The 15,253-nt window shown below is 63.4% G+C and carries 15 protein-coding genes; 8 read left to right on the top strand and 7 right to left on the bottom strand.

Annotated elements, in window-relative coordinates:
- Window positions 1-102 precede the first annotated feature (102 nt).
- Window positions 103-486, top strand: a complete 384-nt coding sequence (locus AC1DYR_RS13725) for a VOC family protein (RefSeq protein WP_477705580.1) — start codon at window positions 103-105, stop codon at window positions 484-486.
- A gap of 313 nt (window positions 487-799) precedes the next feature.
- On the opposite strand, the gene AC1DYR_RS13720 is transcribed toward AC1DYR_RS13725, so the two are convergent.
- Window positions 800-1,618 (bottom strand): siderophore-interacting protein, encoded by an 819-nt coding sequence (locus AC1DYR_RS13720; RefSeq protein ID WP_477705579.1) that lies wholly within the window; start codon window positions 1,616-1,618, stop codon window positions 800-802.
- Window positions 1,619-1,855: 237 nt separating this feature from the next.
- Between AC1DYR_RS13720 and purT the strand changes: the two genes are divergently transcribed.
- Together purT and AC1DYR_RS13710 are read left to right on the top strand one after the other, a co-directional pair.
- Window positions 1,856-3,088 (top strand): formate-dependent phosphoribosylglycinamide formyltransferase, encoded by a 1,233-nt coding sequence (purT, locus tag AC1DYR_RS13715; RefSeq protein ID WP_477705578.1) that lies wholly within the window; start codon window positions 1,856-1,858, stop codon window positions 3,086-3,088.
- A gap of 28 nt (window positions 3,089-3,116) precedes the next feature.
- A complete protein-coding gene (locus tag AC1DYR_RS13710; protein ID WP_477705577.1) occupies window positions 3,117-4,238 on the top strand; it encodes a mechanosensitive ion channel family protein in 1,122 nt (373 codons plus the stop codon).
- On the opposite strand, the gene ddpX is transcribed toward AC1DYR_RS13710, so the two are convergent.
- Both ddpX and AC1DYR_RS13700 read right to left on the bottom strand, forming a co-directional pair.
- The gene (gene ddpX, locus AC1DYR_RS13705; RefSeq protein ID WP_477705576.1) at window positions 4,225-4,821 is read right to left on the bottom strand and encodes a D-alanyl-D-alanine dipeptidase; all 597 of its coding nucleotides are present in this window, start codon (window positions 4,819-4,821) and stop codon (window positions 4,225-4,227) included. The two genes, AC1DYR_RS13710 and ddpX, sit on opposite strands and share 14 nt — an antisense overlap.
- Before the next feature lie 85 nt (window positions 4,822-4,906).
- Entirely contained in the window at window positions 4,907-6,406 is a 1,500-nt protein-coding gene (locus AC1DYR_RS13700) for an AMP nucleosidase (protein WP_477705575.1), read from the bottom strand.
- 117 nt (window positions 6,407-6,523) lie between these two features.
- Between AC1DYR_RS13700 and AC1DYR_RS13695 the strand changes: the two genes are divergently transcribed.
- Both AC1DYR_RS13695 and AC1DYR_RS13690 read left to right on the top strand, forming a co-directional pair.
- Window positions 6,524-7,882, top strand: a complete 1,359-nt coding sequence (locus tag AC1DYR_RS13695; protein ID WP_477705574.1) for a S1 family peptidase — start codon at window positions 6,524-6,526, stop codon at window positions 7,880-7,882.
- Window positions 7,879-8,877 carry an FHA domain-containing protein gene (locus AC1DYR_RS13690; protein WP_477705573.1) on the top strand — a complete coding sequence of 333 codons (999 nt, stop codon included), beginning with the start codon at window positions 7,879-7,881 and terminating at the stop codon, window positions 8,875-8,877. The genes AC1DYR_RS13695 and AC1DYR_RS13690 overlap by 4 nt, the downstream gene beginning before the upstream one ends.
- Window positions 8,878-8,889: 12 nt before the next feature.
- Here the strand turns inward: AC1DYR_RS13690 and gorA are convergent, their stop codons facing one another.
- Window positions 8,890-10,257, bottom strand: a complete 1,368-nt coding sequence (gene gorA / locus AC1DYR_RS13685; protein ID WP_477705572.1) for a glutathione-disulfide reductase — start codon at window positions 10,255-10,257, stop codon at window positions 8,890-8,892.
- A 60-nt stretch (window positions 10,258-10,317) separates the two neighbouring features.
- Window positions 10,318-11,208: a LysR family transcriptional regulator gene (locus AC1DYR_RS13680; RefSeq protein ID WP_477705571.1), complete on the bottom strand. Its 891-nt coding sequence runs from the start codon at window positions 11,206-11,208 to the stop codon at window positions 10,318-10,320.
- Window positions 11,209-11,348: 140 nt separating this feature from the next.
- Here AC1DYR_RS13680 and AC1DYR_RS13675 point away from each other — a divergent pair, with 140 nt between their 5' ends.
- On the top strand, window positions 11,349-12,002 hold the full coding sequence (locus tag AC1DYR_RS13675; RefSeq protein ID WP_477705570.1) for a glutathione S-transferase family protein: 654 nt from the start codon (window positions 11,349-11,351) through the stop codon (window positions 12,000-12,002).
- A complete protein-coding gene (locus AC1DYR_RS13670; protein ID WP_477705569.1) occupies window positions 11,999-12,958 on the top strand; it encodes a pyridoxamine 5'-phosphate oxidase family protein in 960 nt (319 codons plus the stop codon). Before AC1DYR_RS13675 ends, AC1DYR_RS13670 begins: the two co-directional genes overlap by 4 nt.
- On the opposite strand, the gene AC1DYR_RS13665 is transcribed toward AC1DYR_RS13670, so the two are convergent.
- The gene (locus tag AC1DYR_RS13665) at window positions 12,955-13,215 is read right to left on the bottom strand and encodes a LysR substrate-binding domain-containing protein (protein ID WP_477705568.1); all 261 of its coding nucleotides are present in this window, start codon (window positions 13,213-13,215) and stop codon (window positions 12,955-12,957) included. The genes AC1DYR_RS13670 and AC1DYR_RS13665 overlap by 4 nt on opposite strands.
- Window positions 13,216-13,257: 42 nt before the next feature.
- Window positions 13,258-14,214: a LysR substrate-binding domain-containing protein gene (locus AC1DYR_RS13660; protein WP_477705567.1), complete on the bottom strand. Its 957-nt coding sequence runs from the start codon at window positions 14,212-14,214 to the stop codon at window positions 13,258-13,260.
- A gap of 22 nt (window positions 14,215-14,236) precedes the next feature.
- Here AC1DYR_RS13660 and AC1DYR_RS13655 point away from each other — a divergent pair, with 22 nt between their 5' ends.
- Window positions 14,237-15,202 carry a Bug family tripartite tricarboxylate transporter substrate binding protein gene (locus AC1DYR_RS13655; protein WP_477705566.1) on the top strand — a complete coding sequence of 322 codons (966 nt, stop codon included), beginning with the start codon at window positions 14,237-14,239 and terminating at the stop codon, window positions 15,200-15,202.
- Window positions 15,203-15,253: the final 51 nt, after the last annotated feature.

Raw genomic sequence — 15,253 nt, 5'->3', positions numbered from 1 at the left:
GAAGACTTCAGCCATGCCGCAATGCAGGTTGTTACGCAGGCCGGTGTACAGGCGCGGCCCGCCCGCGCTATAAAACAGGCCATCACCTTCAAGAGGCCTGCCATGACCATTCATCTGGACCACTTCATCGTATCGGCGCGAGACAAGGTGGCTTCGGCCAGGTTTCTGGCAGAGCTGCTCGGTGTGCCGTGGGCTGAAACCACGATAGGGCCCTTTTCAGCCGTCTACATCAACGACGGCCTGACGCTGGACTTCATCGACACCGACGAAGACTTTCCCGTCGAGCATTTCTGCTTTCGCGTGAGCGAGCAGGAGTTCGATGCGATCCTGGGGCGCATCCAGGCCGCCGGCATCAAATACCGCAGCTTGGTGCGCGGCCCCATGGATATGCAGGTCAGCACGTATCTTGGCGGAAAAGGCATTTACTGGAACGAGCCCGAAGGGCACCAGTGGGAAATGTTGACGGTGAGCTATGCGAGAAGATGAATCCACCCCCGTCCAGGCTCACTGCGTGTAGCCTGTTCCCCCCTCGAGGGGGCGGCGCCTGGGGCCGGCGAAGCCGAAAGATTTGCACACCCCTATCGGGCTCACTTCGTGTAGCCCTTTTCCCCTTGCAGGGGACGGTGCCTGCGGCCCGGCAAAGCCGGTTCCGCGGCGCCCACTGGCGAGATACCCCCCACTGGTTGTGCCCAAAGAACTCTTCATGCCAGCATGAGCCGCGGGACTGGCTTTGCCAGACTGCAGGCGGGCGGCCCCCTCGGGGGGCAGCGACCCACACGCAGTGGGGGAGCGTGGGGGCTCAATCCTCGCCGTAATCATGGTCCGGGTGGTTGATGGTCCCCAACTTCCAGTAGCCACGGCCCACAATGCTGCTGCGCTCCATACCCAGCTCTTCAATCAGCAACTGGCGTAGTCGGCGCATGGCGGCGGCTTCACAGGCGAGGTAGATGCGGGTGCCCGCGGCGGGCGCGCCGGCTTGCCGCAATGCCGCTTCCAGTGCCTGGCCGGCCCTGTTGTTGTCGGTGCCGCGTACGACCCATTGGGCGTCTACTTTGGCGGGGCTTTGAAGCGCGCGCTTTTCAGTCGAATCCACCACCTCGACCAACGCTTTTACCTGTGCATTCGCGGGCAAGCTGGCCAGAATGGTTTCAAACGCGGGCAGAGCACTGTCGTCCCCGATTAAAAAATGCGAGGGCGCATCCAGCGGGACTTTGTAGCCTGGCCCGGGGCCCATCAAATACAGCACCTGGCCTGGCTGCGCCTGCGCAGCCCAGGTGGAGGCAGGGCCGTCGCCGTGCAGCACAAAGTCGACATCGACTTCCAGCGCATCGGCGCGTACCGCCAGCGGTGTGTAAGTACGCATGGACTTCGGCCGTGGCCCATCGGGCAGTGGGCGCTCGGGCCCGGTCTGCCCCGGTTCGGGAAAGATCAGCTTCATGTAGCAGGCTGGGTCGTTGACCTCGAAGCCTTCAAGCTCCGCCCCCTGCAAAGTGATGCGGCGCATCAGCGGGCTCAAGGTCTGTACGCTGGTGACCTGCACGCGGCGCGGCGGACGGCGTTTGCGCGGTGCGGCCTCAGGAGTTGGCGTGGCAGCCGGCGTAGAAGATGTGGTGGACATGGTGTCTTTCAGGGCGGCGCATGGTGCGGCCCATAGGTTAAAACTCTAATTGAGAATAATTATCATCTGATTGCAATGGGCTGGTGGTTTGCAGGGGCAAGGGGCGCAACGCCGGCATGAGGGGCGATGTCCTACCCGTCAGCGCCGACCCTCTGCAGTAAAGTAAGTCCCAGCGGTGCCTGTTCTACGGCCTTCACTCTCCCGTTCTCACTCTCCCATCCTTTATCTTCAGCGCTTATGACCACTTTCGGAACCCCTCTGTCCCCCCACGCCACCAAAGTCATGCTGCTCGGCTCCGGCGAGCTGGGCAAGGAAGTGCTGATCGCCCTGCAGCGCCTGGGCGTTGAAACCATCGCCACCGACCGGTATGACAACGCACCGGGCCAGCAGGTGGCCCACCATGCGCGCACCATCACCATGAGCGACCCGGCGCAACTCAAGGCGCTGATTGAAAAAGAACAGCCCGATCTGGTGGTGCCAGAGATCGAAGCGATTGCCACACCCATGCTCGAAGAGCTTGAGGCCGCCGGTGTGGTGCGCGTGATCCCGACGGCGCGTGCCGCGCGCCTGACCATGGACCGCGAAGGCATACGCCGCCTGGCCGCCGAAACCCTGGGCCTGCCGACCAGCCCCTACAAGTTTTGTGATTCGCTGGAAGAACTGCAGGCCGCCATCGACGGCACCACGGGCTACCCCTGCGTCGTCAAGCCGGTGATGAGCTCGTCGGGCAAGGGCCAAAGCAAAATCTCCGGCCCCGAAGACGTCAAGAAAGCCTGGGACTACGCGATGGCCGGCGGCCGTGTCAGCCACGGCCGGGTGATCGTCGAAGGGTTTATTGATTTTGATTACGAGATCACGCAGCTCACCGTGCGTGCCATGGGCGCCGACGGAACCATTGAAACGCATTTCTGCGAGCCCATCGGCCACATCCAGGTCAGCGGCGACTACGTGGAAAGCTGGCAGCCGCATCCCATGCGCCCCAACGCGCTGAAAAAATGCCGCGACATCTGCAAGGCCGTGACGGACAACCTGGGGCTGGGCTTTGACGGCAAACCTTCGGGGCTGGGCCTTTTTGGGGTTGAACTGTTTGTGAAGGGCGAAGACGTCTGGTTCAGCGAAGTCAGCCCGCGCCCGCACGACACCGGCATGGTGACGATGTGCACCCAGTGGCAAAACGAATTTGAGCTGCATGCACGCGCCATCCTGGGCCTGCCCGTCAACACCGCGCTCAAGAGCCCGGGCGCGAGTGCCGTGATTTACGGCGGTGTCGATGCGAAGGGCATCGTGTTCGACGGCGTGGCCGACGCATTGCGCGTGCCCAACAGTGACATCCGGCTGTTCGGCAAACCCGAGAGTTTTGTCAAACGCCGCATGGGTGTGGCGCTGGCGTTTGATGCCGACGTGGAGGTGGCGCGCCGCAACGCCAAGCTGGCCGCGTCCCGGGTGAAACCCCGCGTACCGAAAGCTTGATGCATGTTGAAAGCAAAGGGGCGGCTGCATGAACTTCGCTGAACTCATCTCCTGGGCGGACGACTCTTCGCTGCACGTTTTGCTGGCGGCCGGCATCAGCATCGTTCTGGCGCTGGTGGTTCACACCATAGGTGCTGTTGTTGTCCTGCGGCTGACGCGTTCCATGCCCGTGATGGCCCGGGTTGCCGAACAATGCCGCTCTCCGGTGCAGGTGCTGTTGCCCCTGATTGCCCTGCAGGCCGTATGGCACGGCGCGCCGGACACCTTTCCACTGATCAACGGGGTGCGCCATGTCAATGGCCTGCTGCTGCTCGCTGCCCTGACGTGGGCGGGCATGCGAGCGGCGCGCGGGGCCGCGATGGGGGTGATCGGCCTGCACCCGGTCGATGTGGAGGACAACCTCAACGCCCGCCGCATCCATACGCAGACCCGCATGCTGGCGCGCACCGCCATGTTCATCGTGCTGCTGACGGGGCTGGCCCTGATGCTGATGACCTTTCCCGGCGCCCGCCAGTTCGGGGCCAGCTTGCTGGCTTCGGCGGGTGTGGCAGGGCTGGTGATCGGTATCGCGGCCCGGCCGGTGTTCAGCAACCTGATTGCCGGCCTGCAGCTGGCGCTGGCGCAGCCCATACGTCTTGACGACGTGCTGATTGTGCAGGGCGAATGGGGTCGGGTGGAGGAGATCACGGGCACCTATGTGGTGCTGAAAATCTGGGACGAGCGGCGCTTGATTGTTCCGTTGCAGTGGTTCATTGAAAACCCTTTCCAGAACTGGACGCGCACCGGCGCCCAGATCATCGGCACCGTATTTCTCTGGGTTGATTACCGCATGCCCCTGGCCCCGCTGCGCGACGCGGCGCGGCGCGCCTGCGAAGAGGCGCCCGAGTGGGACAAGCGGCTGTGCCTGCTGCAGGTGGTGGAATCAGGCGAGCGCAGCATGCAGCTGCGGGTGCTGGTGACGTCTGCCAACTCCAGCCTGAACTGGGACTTGCGCTGCAAGGTGCGCGAGGCGCTGGTGGACTTCATGCAGCGCGAATACCCGCAGCATTTGCCGCTGGTGCGCACGCAGTCAGCCGAGCCGCGGCAGCCGGCGGAGTTGCCGGCTGCCGGCCCTCCTGCCGATCAGGCCGGCGAGCTCAGGCGGCCTTGAGCCGGGTGGGCTGCTGGCCCTTGCCCACGCAGCGCATGAAAGCATGGCTGTCAATCAGCGGAAAGCTTTTGGCGTCCGGCAACTGGTAATGCCACCATTCGTTGGGGTGGTGCACAAAGCCTGCTTCCAGCATGACCGTGAGCAGCCGCATGCGGTTGACCTGGACGGCCACAGGGTGTGCCGTGTGAAAGTGATGGGACCCACGCGTCATGGTGTCGACCGGTGTGCCCATGTCCAGCTCCTGCCCGTCGGGCGCCAGTAGCGTGACATCAAGCGCTACGCCCCGCGTGTGGTTGGAGCCCTTGGCCGGATCCGCGATGTAGGCGGGGTTGGGTGCCACGGCCCAAAGTGCCTCCTGCGCTTCCTGCGGCCTGAAGGCATCGAAAATCTTGAGCTGAAAGCCCATGTCTTTTGCGGCCGTGATGGCTTTGCGCAGGCCGGCGTCTGCCTGCGGATGCAGGAAACACAGCGGGCTGTCGTAAATCACCTGACCGGTAAAGTTGTTGGTGCCTGCGTAGATCAGGTCGATCACCACACCATGGCTGGCTTCTGTGACGGGGACAAGCGGTGAAAGATTTTCCATGGGCAGGTGGTGTTTATGAAAAATAAGGCTGCAAGCCAATAAGGTCGAGCGCAAGCAGCTACCAAAAGTATAGCAACAGGCGGATCTACTGGAACGCGACTTCCGAAAAGCTGCGCAGCTTGCGGCTGTGCAGCTGGGTGATGCCTTCGGCGCGCAGCAGCTCGATGGCGCGTATGCCGATGCGCAGGTGCTGGTCGACGCGCTCGCGGTAGAAGTGGTTGGCCATGCCGGGCAACTTGATCTCGCCGTGCAGCGGCTTGTCGCTCACGCACAGCAGCGTTCCATAAGGGACCCGGAAGCGAAAGCCGTTGGCGGCAATCGTTGCGCTTTCCATGTCCAGCGCCACGGCGCGGCTCTGGCTGAAGCGGCGCTGCGGCTGGTTGCCGGGCAGCAGTTCCCAGTTGCGGTTGTCGGTGGAGGCCACGGTGCCGGTGCGCATGATGCGCTTGAGGTCGGGGCCCACGGCATGGGTGACGTCGGCCACGGCTTTTTCCAGCGCGACCTGGATTTCGGCCAGCGCCGGGATTGGCACCCACAGCGGCAGTTCTTCGTCCAGCACATGGTCTTCGCGCACATAGCCGTGGGCCAGCACGTAGTCGCCCAGCTGCTGGCTGTTGCGCAGGCCGGCGCAGTGGCCCAGCATGATCCAGGCGTGCGGGCGCAGCACGGCGATGTGGTCGGTGATGTTCTTGGCGTTCGCCGGGCCCACGCCGATGTTGACCATGGTGATGCCGGTGCGGTCGGCGCGCAGCAGGTGGTAGCCCGGCATTTGCGGCAGGCGGGGCGGCTGCACGCCAAGCTCGTCGCCGGCCTCGGCGGGCAGGCCGGTGCGGCGGGTCACCACGTTGCCGGGCTCGATGAAGGCGGTGTACTCGCTGTCCGGGTCGGCCATGGCTTCATGGCCCAGGCGCACGAACTCGTCGATGTAGAACTGGTAGTTGGTGAACAGCACGAAGTTCTGGAACCAGTGCGGCGAGGTGCCGGTGTAGTGGCGCAGGCGCTGCAGCGAATAGTCGACGCGCGCTGCGGTGAACAGCGACAGCGGCTGCGGCTCGCCGGGCAGGGGTTCGTAGGTGCCGTTGGCGATGCCGTCGTCCATGGCGGCCAGGTCGGGCAGGTCGAACACGTCGCGCATCAGCATGCGGCGGGCTGCATCCATATTGCCTTCAATATGGTCGTTTTCCGCAAACGAGAAATGGATGGGGATCGGCTGCGTGCTGGTGCCTATTTCCAGCTCCACATCGTGGTTCTGCATCAGCAGGCGGAACTGTTCGAGGTAATAGTTGCCGTAGAGGTCGGGCCGGCTCAGTGTGGTTTCAAAGCGGCCGGGACCGGCCACAAAACCAAAGCTCAGCTGCGAGATGTCGGGCGTCTCCAGGATGGCGCGTGCCACCGTGTCGGTATGGATGCGCACGAAAGGGTAGCAGGCGCGCACATGGCCGGGCAGGGTCTCGCCGGCCACGTAGCGCTGCATCGCGTCGCGCAGATGGGCAATCTGCTGGTCATAAATGGCGCGAACCTGCGCCAGTGCGGCGGCCGGGTCGCTGTAGCGGGTCGGGGCGATGAAAGGCGGCAGATAGGGCATGAAAAAAGCCTTGTTTTTATGGTGAAGGTACAGCAGGTGGTTTTCGGCAAAGCGTAGCACCGCAGGGCATGCACATCATTGTGCGGCAAGTGCCGCGGCACACCCTAGAATGCCCTGATGAAACACCACAACCTTTCGGGGCACCTGCGCACGCTGGCGGCAGTCTTGCTCGGTACCCTGTGCCTGCAGGTGACCCAGGCGCAGGCCCCGGCACCGGGCCGTGCCCCGCAGGCGCCTGCTGCCGCCGCACCGGCCCAGATCTCGCGCGACGCCCAGCGCGCCTATGAAACCACGCGCGACAAACTGGTGCAGATCCGCACCCTGCTGCGTAACTCCAACACCCAGGCCAGTGTGGGCTCGGGTTTTTTTGTCTCGGCCAACGGGCTCATCATCACCAACTTCCATGTGGCCAGCCAGCTGGCGCTGGAGCCCGAGCGCTACCGCGGCGTCTACGTGCCGGTGGACGGCAAGGAGGCCGAGGTTGAATTGCTCGCCTTTGATGTGCGCAACGACCTGGCGCTGCTGCGCGTGAAGACGCCGGCAACAGGAATGCCGCAGCTGGCTTTTCGCGGGGCGGACAGGCCCCTGGCGCGCGGCGAACGCATTTATTCACTGGGCAATCCGCTGGACATCGGGTTTGCCGTCACCGAGGGTACCTACAACGGCCTCGTGCAGCGCAGCTTTTACCCGCGCATCTTTTTCGGCGGGGCGCTCAACCCCGGCATGAGCGGCGGCCCCGCGCTGGACGATGCCGGCCAGGTGGTCGGTATCAACGTATCCAAGCGGCTGGACGGCGACCTGCTGAGTTTTCTGATCCCCGCTGAATTCGCCCAGGCATTGTTGGCAAAGGCCGCTTCGGCCAAGCCGATTACCAAACCGGCACATGCCGAAGTGGCGCGCCAGCTGGGCGAGCACCAGGCACTGCTGACGCAAAAGTTCACCGCGGTGCCGCTCACGGCGCAAAAACATGGCGGCTACAGCGTGCCCGTGCCCGAAGATTCCCTGGCTCGTTGCTGGGGCCGCGGACGCGAGCCCGACTTCAAGGCCTTTGACCTGGAGCGTACCGATTGCCAGATTGACAGCCACGTGTTTGCGGGCGATTTCAACACCGGCTACATCCGCCTGCGCTATGAAGCCTACAACGCGCCCAAGCTGGGCCCCTTGCGTTTCGCCGTCATGTACTCCCAAAGCTTCGGCAATGAGTACTTCTCTACCCGGGGTTCACGCAAGGCCACGGCGGCCGAGTGCTCCGAGCGCTTCGTCGAAACCGGCGGCATGCCCATGCGCGCCGTGGTGTGCATGAGCGCTTACCGCAAGCTGCCGGGCCTCTACGATGTGTCGGTGCTGACCATGTCCGTCAACCAGTCCACCAGTGGTGTGCAGGGGCGCATGGATGCGCAGGGCGTAAGTTTTGACAACGGCCTCAAGCTGGTGGCGCATTACCTGGGCGGTTTTAAATGGGAGGCCGCACCATGAGCGCCGGCAATCTCGCCCTGCTGCAGGCTACCGACCGCAACGGCGCACTGGTGAGCCGTCTTGATGTGCGGCACTGGCCCGTTACTGTGGGCCGCGCACTCACCGCCGACCTGGTATTGGATGACGGCCATGTGGCCGCTGAACACCTGCGCATAGACCGCACGCCGGAAGGCGAAGTGATGGTGCAGGTGCTGGACACGGTCAATGGTGTCGCGCTGAACCGGACGCTGCATGGCCAGGGCACGCAGTTCAGCTGGCCTGCCGGCGAGGCCCTGACCCTGGGCCGGCTGAAGCTGGGGCTGCGCCTGGCGGAGGCGCCGGTGGCCGCTGAAGAGCGGCTGCCGCACTTTCCGTGGCGTACGACCGGCTGGACCCTGCTGGCATTGGCCGCCATGCTGGCCCTGGTGGTGGGGCAGTCGTGGCTGACCCTGACCGAGCCATCCCAGCTGGCGCGGCAATTGCCCGGCCTGATGGCGATGGTGGCCATGGCGATCACCGTGTGGGCCGGCCTGTGGGCCCTGGCCACCAAGCTTTTTACCGGCCACCTGCAGTTCTGGCGCCATGTCCGCATTGCCTGCACCAGTTCCGTCGCGATACAGCTGGTTGCCACGCTGGCCGGCCTGCTGGCTTTCATGTTCTCGCTCGAAAGCCTTGCGCGCTTTGAAACGCCGCTGCTGCTGTTGGGTGCGGCCGCGGCCATCTATGTGCACCTGTCGGTCATCGTGCCGCAGCGCCGCCGCGGACTCGCGGGCCTGGTGGCCGGCGTGGCCGTGTTGGGCATTGTGGCCATGCTGGGCACCAACTGGCTGCAGAACAAGCGCCTGTCCAACAAGCTCTACATGTCCACCCTCTACCCGCCGTCCCTGCGCATGGCGCCGGCGGTACCCCTGGCGCAGTTTCTCGGGGAAGCCGGCACCATCCGCCAGCGCCTTGACGAACGCCTGAAAGACCGCGAGCCGGATTCAGACACGCCCGAAGACCCGGACGCGGATTGATATTTCCTGAAATCAGTCCTTGACCGGTTCGCGCATTGTCACGAATTCCTCGGCGACGGTCGGGTGGATGCCGATGGTGCTGTCAAATATTGCCTTGGTCGCACCGGCCTTCATGGCCACGGCAAAACCCTGCACGATTTCGCCGGCGTCCGGCCCCACCATGTGCAGGCCGACCACGCGGTCGGTGGCGTCTTCGACCAGCAGCTTCATGAGCGTGCGTTCGGTGCTGCCGCTCAGCGTGTGCTTGAGGGCCTTGAAGTCGGCGCGGAACACTGTGACTTTGCCGAACTTCGCGCGCGCATCGGCCTCTGAATAGCCGACCGTGCCGATGTTGGGATGGGTGAAGACGGCGGTCGGCACAAATTCATAACTCATGCTGCGCGGTTTCTTGCCGGCGGCGGGGCCGAAGAGCTGGTCCACCACCACCATGGCTTCGCCCAGCGCTACCGGTGTCAGCTGCATGCGCGCCGTCACGTCGCCCAGCGCATAGATGGACGGCACCGAGGTCTGGTAGTGCGCATTGACCTGGATCGCACCTGCAGCGTTGACGGCCACACCGGCGGCTTCAAGTCCGATGCCGTTCGCATTGGGAACCCGGCCCGTGGCGTAGAGCACGGTGTCCACTTCCAGCCCACTGCCATCCTTGAGCGTCACCTGCAGGCCCGTGGCGGTTTTGGCGATGGCCGCGATCTCTGCGCCCAGTTGCAGGGTGATGCCGGTCTTGCTCATCTCGGCGGCAATGAAGCGCCGCACGTCATCGTCAAAACCGGTCAGCAGCATGTCGCGGCGATGGACCTGGGTGACCTGTGAGCCCAGTCCGTTGAAGATCGAGGCAAATTCGCAGGCGATGTAGCCGCCGCCCACCACCAGCAGGCGTTTGGGAAACGGGTTGAGGTCAAACATGTGGTCCGAGGTCACCACATGTTCGCGTCCTGGCACGGCAGGCACTGTGGCGGTACCGCCCGTGGAGATCAGGATGTTTTTGGCCGTGAACTTTTTGTCGTCGACCTCGACGGTGTGCCCGTCAAGCAGCCGTGCCCAGCCGGTGATGATCTGCACGCCAGCGCCTTCAAGCAGCTGCACATAAATGCCGTTGAGCCGCGAAATCTCGCGGGCACGGTTGGCCTTGAGCGTGTCCCAGTCAAACACCGGCGCCTCGCCGACCCAGCCGAAGCCGCGCGACTCTTCAAAGCTGTCGCCGTAGTGGGCCGCATAGCTGTAAAGCTTTTTGGGAATGCAGCCCACATTCACGCAGGTGCCGCCCATCGCGGCGAATTCCGCCAGTCCCACACGGGCGCCGCGTTGGGCCGACATGCGCGCGGCACGCACCCCGCCGCTGCCGCCGCCGATCACAAAAAGGTCAAAATCAAAAGTCTGCATTCGCTGTCCTTGTTCTGGTGTCTGCTGACGTTGTTTTTTCGGGTGCCTGGATGCCGGCCCTCAAGACTGGAATTCCCGGAGCTCTTTTTTCATCCACTCAATGAACACCCGCGTGCGCATGGGCAGTAGCCGGGCGTGCGGGTAAACAATGTTGATGGGCCGGGGCGGCGGCTCGAAACCCTCCAGCACGGTGCGCAATTCTTTGGTCTTTAAAAACGGCGCCACCTGGTAAGACAAAAAAGAACCGAATCCTGCACCCGCCGCGCAGGCCGCCACGGCCGGTGCGATCTGGTTGAACTCCAGATTACCACTGACGGCAAGCCGAAGCGGTCGGCCCTGGTCTATGAACGGGCCCCATGTGAGGGAATGGTCCGTCAGTCGCACGCAGTTGGCCTTGAGCAGGTCCTTGGGGTGTTTTGGTACGCCGTGGCGGCGAACCCAGGCCGGGCTGGCCACCACCAGACGGCGGATGGTGCCCACCTTCTGCGCCACCAGGCTGGAGTCTTCAGGCTCGCCGATGCGAATGCCGACGTCGATGCCTTCTTCCAGCAGATTCACCACGCGGTCCAGCAGCACCATGGAGCAGCGCATCTTCTCGTGCTGCTGAACAAAGCGCGTGACGGCTGGCGCCACATGCATCTGGCCGAACAGCATGGGCGCGGTAATCGTCAGGTGGCCCGCGGGTTCGGCCGCCTCGGCGCTCAGCGCCGCCTCGGCATCGGCCAGCGCGGCCAGCAGCTGGCGGCAGCTTTCGAGGTGCCGCCGGCCTTCCTCGGTCAGCGAGATGCGGCGCGTTGTGCGGTTGAAGAGGCGCACGCCCAGCTGCGCCTCAAAGCCGGCCAGCGTGCGCACCATGGCCGGCAGCGACGACTCCATGACCTGGGCTGCGGCCGTAAGGCTGCCTTGTTCGGCAATGTGAATAAAGGCCTGCATGGCCCGGAGTTTGTCCATGGCGACATGCTACGCCTGTTGCGGGGATTCATCCACTAAGTGGATTAGTTAAATGTCTTGAGAGTCATTTATTAAAAATAACGGATCAAACAGAATCCACTCCCGAGAGCAAGATTTTTCAACCCGCCGAAAGCCCCGCCATGAGCACACCCGCCGCCAAAGCCCAGCCTGCACAACCCATACGCCTGTACCGCGTCGCCATCTCCGGCCATTCGCACCGGGTGGAACTGTTTCTCTCGATGCTGGGCCTGCCCTTCGAGCGCATCGAGATCGACCTGGCCACCAAAGGGCACAAGACGCCGGCCTTCCTGGCCATGAATGCCTTCGGCCAGGTGCCGGTGATCCAGGACGGTGAAGTCACGCTGGCCGATTCCAACGCCATCCTGGTCTACCTCAACGCACGCTACGCGCCGGATGCCGAGCAATGGCTGCCACGCGACCCGTTGGCTGCTGCGGCGGTGCAGCGCTGGTTGTCGGTCGCTGCGGGGCAGCTCGCCTCCGGCCCGGCTGCCGCGCGCGTCATCCAGCTGTTCAAGCGGCCGGAAAACCCGGAAGCCATTGAGCGCGCACATGCCCTGTTCACGGTGATGGAGCAGCAACTGGGCCAGTCGGCTTTTCTCGCGGGCAGCACCCCCACACTGGCCGACATCGCCAACTACAGTTATTCGGCCCATGCGCCCGAGGGCAAGGTCTCGCTGGAAGCCTACCCGCGCATACGCGCCTGGCTGGCCCGCATCGAGGCCTTGCCGCGCTTTGTGCCCATGGTCAGGACGCCGATAGGGCTGGCCGCATGAGCACCGCCACTTTCCACGAAGGCGAGCGCGCCGCGCAAGCGCGCGTGGGCGCAGCCGTGCGTGCGCGCATGGCGGAAATCGGCCCGCGCGTGATCCGCGACTTCATGCCCGATCAGCACCGCGAGTTTTTTGAGCAACTGCCTTTTGTGGTCGCCGGCACGGTGGACGCTGCCGGCCAGCCCTGGGCCTCGGTGCTGGCCCAGCCGCCGGGTTTTATCCACTCGCCCGATGCGCATCATCTGGTGCTTCGCGCCCGGCCGCTGGCAGGTGATCCCCTGCAAGAAACGCTGGCAGATGGCGCCGCGATAGGCCTGCTGGGCATAGAGCCGCACACGCGCAGGCGCAACCGCATGAACGGCATCGTTCGCGGCGTGAGTGTCTCGGGCTTCGCGGTGGAGCTGAGCCAGAGTTTCGGCAACTGCCCCAAATACATCCAGGCGCGCGAGCCGTTGTATGTGGCGCGCCCCGCATCTTCAGCCGGGCCGGTGGTGCACGCGTCGGTGCAGCTCAATGACGCGGCGCGCCGCATGATCGAGCAGGCCGACACCCTGTTCATCGCTACCGCCTATGCGGGCAACGGTGACGCAGCCGGCCGCGCCGGCGGTGTGGATGTGTCGCATCGCGGTGGCAAGCCCGGCTTTGTGCGCGTGCAGGCCGACGGCACCCTGACCGTGCCGGACTTCGTCGGCAACTACTTCTTCAACACCCTGGGCAATCTTGTGGTGAACCCGCGTGCCGGCCTGCTGTTCGTTGATTTCGACAACGGCGACCTGCTGTACCTGGCCGTCACGGCCGACATCGTCTGGGACGGGCCCGAGGTGCAGTCCTTCGCCGGTGCGCAGCGCCTGATGCGGTTCAAGGTGCAGTCCATGCGGCTGGTGGAGTCTTCCTTGCCGCTGCGCTGGGGCGAGGCGGAACTCTCCCCGGTGCTGGAAGCTACCGGCGCCTGGGCTTAGCCTATGGCTTCGAGCGCGAGTTCGCGCTCCAGCCAGGCGCGAAACTTCTGCACGGCGGGCTGCTCTGCACTGTGGGCTGAGATCACGATGCGGTAGCCCAAACCCGCCACCGTCTCGCCGGGCAAGACGACCGTAAGCTGGCCGCTGCGCAGCAGCGGCAGCACCAGTGGCGTGCGCCCTATCGCGACGCCGGCGCCTTGCACGGCCGCGGTCAACACATGCTCGTACTGCGAAAAATAGGGGCACGGCTGCCGCATCTTCCAGGCTTTTCACCTGCTTGCTCACGCCAGGGCGCTCGTTCAACCCTGCGCCAGCAACTCGATGAGTCGCTGCGCTGCGGCTGACAGGTAGCCCTTCTCACGGTAGGTCACCACAAACCGTCGCAGCATGGTCGTTTCCTTCAAAGGAACTTCCTTGAGACCTGAGCCCGAGCCTTTTGCACCGAGATGGCGACGGGAGAAGAAGCTCAGGAGACCGGTTTCTGCGATGAGGGTCGGAAGCATCAGGAGCGTCGTGCTTTCGACCTGCACATCAGGTCGCGGCAACCGGCGCCTGTCGAATGTGTGGTCGAGCCAATCTCGCAAAGGTGCGCCGGGAGGCTGCAGCGCCCACCGATACTTCGTCAGTTCTCTTAGAGTCGGTTTGCCTCGAAAGATCTCGTGCTTCGCGCTCGCGGCGACGACGATGGCATCCTCCGCCAGGAGCCTGGAGACCATTCCCGGTGCAGTGGGAGTCTCAGTAGCTACGACGATGTCCAGCTCTCCCTGTTCCAGCAACGGATTCAACTTGTCGACGAGCCCCACGACCGTCCGTAGCGTGATGTCAGGCCTCTCCTGCATTAGTTTCCGTGCTGCAGCAGGCAGAAGAAACTGGGCCGCTGTCGGTGCAATGCCAACACGGACATGCCCGGCAAGGCCGGTTTCGATGGCGGCAATCTCGAGCTTTGCATCCTCCATGTCAAACCGGATGCGTTGAGCCCATTTCAGAAGTATTTTTCCGGCTGCGGTCAGTCGAATTCCGCGTCCGGCGCGCTCAAACACCGGAAAACCGCAGTCCTCCTCCAGCCGACGGATGCTGCTGGTCAATGCTGGCTGTGTGCGATGCAACTTCTCCGCTGCACGTCCGACATGCTGCAGCTCGGCAATTGTTTCAAAGTAGCGCAAGTCACGGTAATCCATTGCAAAAGTCTTATTTATGAAAATGAAGAAATTATCAATTGGACTGAAGATTAACGCCTGTTGATACTGACGATACAAAAAAACTTAGGAGACAAACTCGATGAACGCTCGTCGCTTCTTGCTGGCGTTAATCGCCTGCGCTGCCTGCTCCGCCTCATTCGGCCAGGCATGGCCGTCCAAGCCCATTCGGCTCGTCGTTCCCTTTCCCCCAGGCGGGGGCACCGACATCATTGCGCGCGAGGTGACCCAGAAGATCACAGAGGCCACCAAATGGTCTTTCATCGTCGACAACAAGCCAGGCTCCGGCGGCAGCATCGGCCTCGACAACGTGGCCAAGTCACCAGCCGACGGGCACAACCTCGTTCTGGGGCAAACCAGCAACCTGGCCATCAACCCGGGTTTTTACAAAAAACTGCCCTACGACCCAATCAAGGACCTGACACCCATCTCAATGGTTGCGAGCGCCCCTATGACTCTGGTCGTGTCAGCCAATTCACCGTATAAGTCCCTCGCCGACCTGGTGTCTGCCGCCAAGGCACACCCCGGCACCATCAATTTTGCGACATCCGGAAATGGGACGGTCGGTCACCTGACGACGGAGCTGTTTCAGAAAGAAGCCGGAATCAAGCTGATGCACATCCCTTACAAGGGCGCTGCCATAGCCATCACGGACGTCATCGGCGGCCAGGTGCAAATCTACGTGGCGTCCATCCCCACCGTGATTGGGCACATCAAGAATGGAAAGATGCGGGCGCTGGCCGTGACTTCCCTCAAGCGCGTCAACGACCTGCCGCAAACGCCCACGATCGCGGAGTCGGGCTACAAAAACTTTGAAGCGGCGACGTGGTTCGGCATTCTCGGTCCCGCCAAACTCCCAAAGGACATCGTCGTCAAGTTGAATGCCGAGATCAACAAGGCGCTCCAAAACCCCGAACTACAGAGAAAGCTGAGCGAGCAAGGCGCCGACGTCGCCGGCAGCACGCCTGATCATTTCGGAAAATTGATCAGTGGCGAAATGTCCAGGTGGGGCAAGGTCGTCAAGGAATCGGGTGCCACGATCGACTAAGCCGCGAAGCAAACATCCAGGTCAACTGATCTCCGCATGTCACAACTCGCC

It is taken from the genome of Polaromonas sp. P1_F9 (assembly GCF_056405615.1).
Note: the sequence above shows the minus strand (reverse complement) of the source record. Positions and strands in the feature narration are given on the sequence as shown.

Excerpts from the sequence above, each read along its gene's own strand:
- gorA (WP_477705572.1), bottom strand. The coding sequence starts at position 10,257 with ATGCAGACTTTTGATTTTGACCTTTTTGTGATCGGCGGCGGCAGCGGC.
- ddpX (WP_477705576.1), bottom strand. The coding sequence starts at position 4,821 with ATGGAAAATCTTTCACCGCTTGTCCCCGTCACAGAAGCCAGCCATGGT.
- AC1DYR_RS13710 (WP_477705577.1), top strand. The coding sequence starts at position 3,117 with ATGAACTTCGCTGAACTCATCTCCTGGGCGGACGACTCTTCGCTGCAC.
- AC1DYR_RS13695 (WP_477705574.1), top strand. The coding sequence starts at position 6,524 with ATGAAACACCACAACCTTTCGGGGCACCTGCGCACGCTGGCGGCAGTC.
- AC1DYR_RS13725 (WP_477705580.1), top strand. The coding sequence starts at position 103 with ATGACCATTCATCTGGACCACTTCATCGTATCGGCGCGAGACAAGGTG.
- AC1DYR_RS13670 (WP_477705569.1), top strand. The coding sequence starts at position 11,999 with ATGAGCACCGCCACTTTCCACGAAGGCGAGCGCGCCGCGCAAGCGCGC.
- AC1DYR_RS13700 (WP_477705575.1), bottom strand. The coding sequence starts at position 6,406 with ATGCCCTATCTGCCGCCTTTCATCGCCCCGACCCGCTACAGCGACCCG.
- AC1DYR_RS13720 (WP_477705579.1), bottom strand. The coding sequence starts at position 1,618 with ATGTCCACCACATCTTCTACGCCGGCTGCCACGCCAACTCCTGAGGCC.
- purT (WP_477705578.1), top strand. The coding sequence starts at position 1,856 with ATGACCACTTTCGGAACCCCTCTGTCCCCCCACGCCACCAAAGTCATG.
- AC1DYR_RS13680 (WP_477705571.1), bottom strand. The coding sequence starts at position 11,208 with ATGGACAAACTCCGGGCCATGCAGGCCTTTATTCACATTGCCGAACAA.
- AC1DYR_RS13665 (WP_477705568.1), bottom strand. The coding sequence starts at position 13,215 with ATGCGGCAGCCGTGCCCCTATTTTTCGCAGTACGAGCATGTGTTGACC.
- AC1DYR_RS13690 (WP_477705573.1), top strand. The coding sequence starts at position 7,879 with ATGAGCGCCGGCAATCTCGCCCTGCTGCAGGCTACCGACCGCAACGGC.
- AC1DYR_RS13655 (WP_477705566.1), top strand. The coding sequence starts at position 14,237 with ATGAACGCTCGTCGCTTCTTGCTGGCGTTAATCGCCTGCGCTGCCTGC.
- AC1DYR_RS13675 (WP_477705570.1), top strand. The coding sequence starts at position 11,349 with ATGAGCACACCCGCCGCCAAAGCCCAGCCTGCACAACCCATACGCCTG.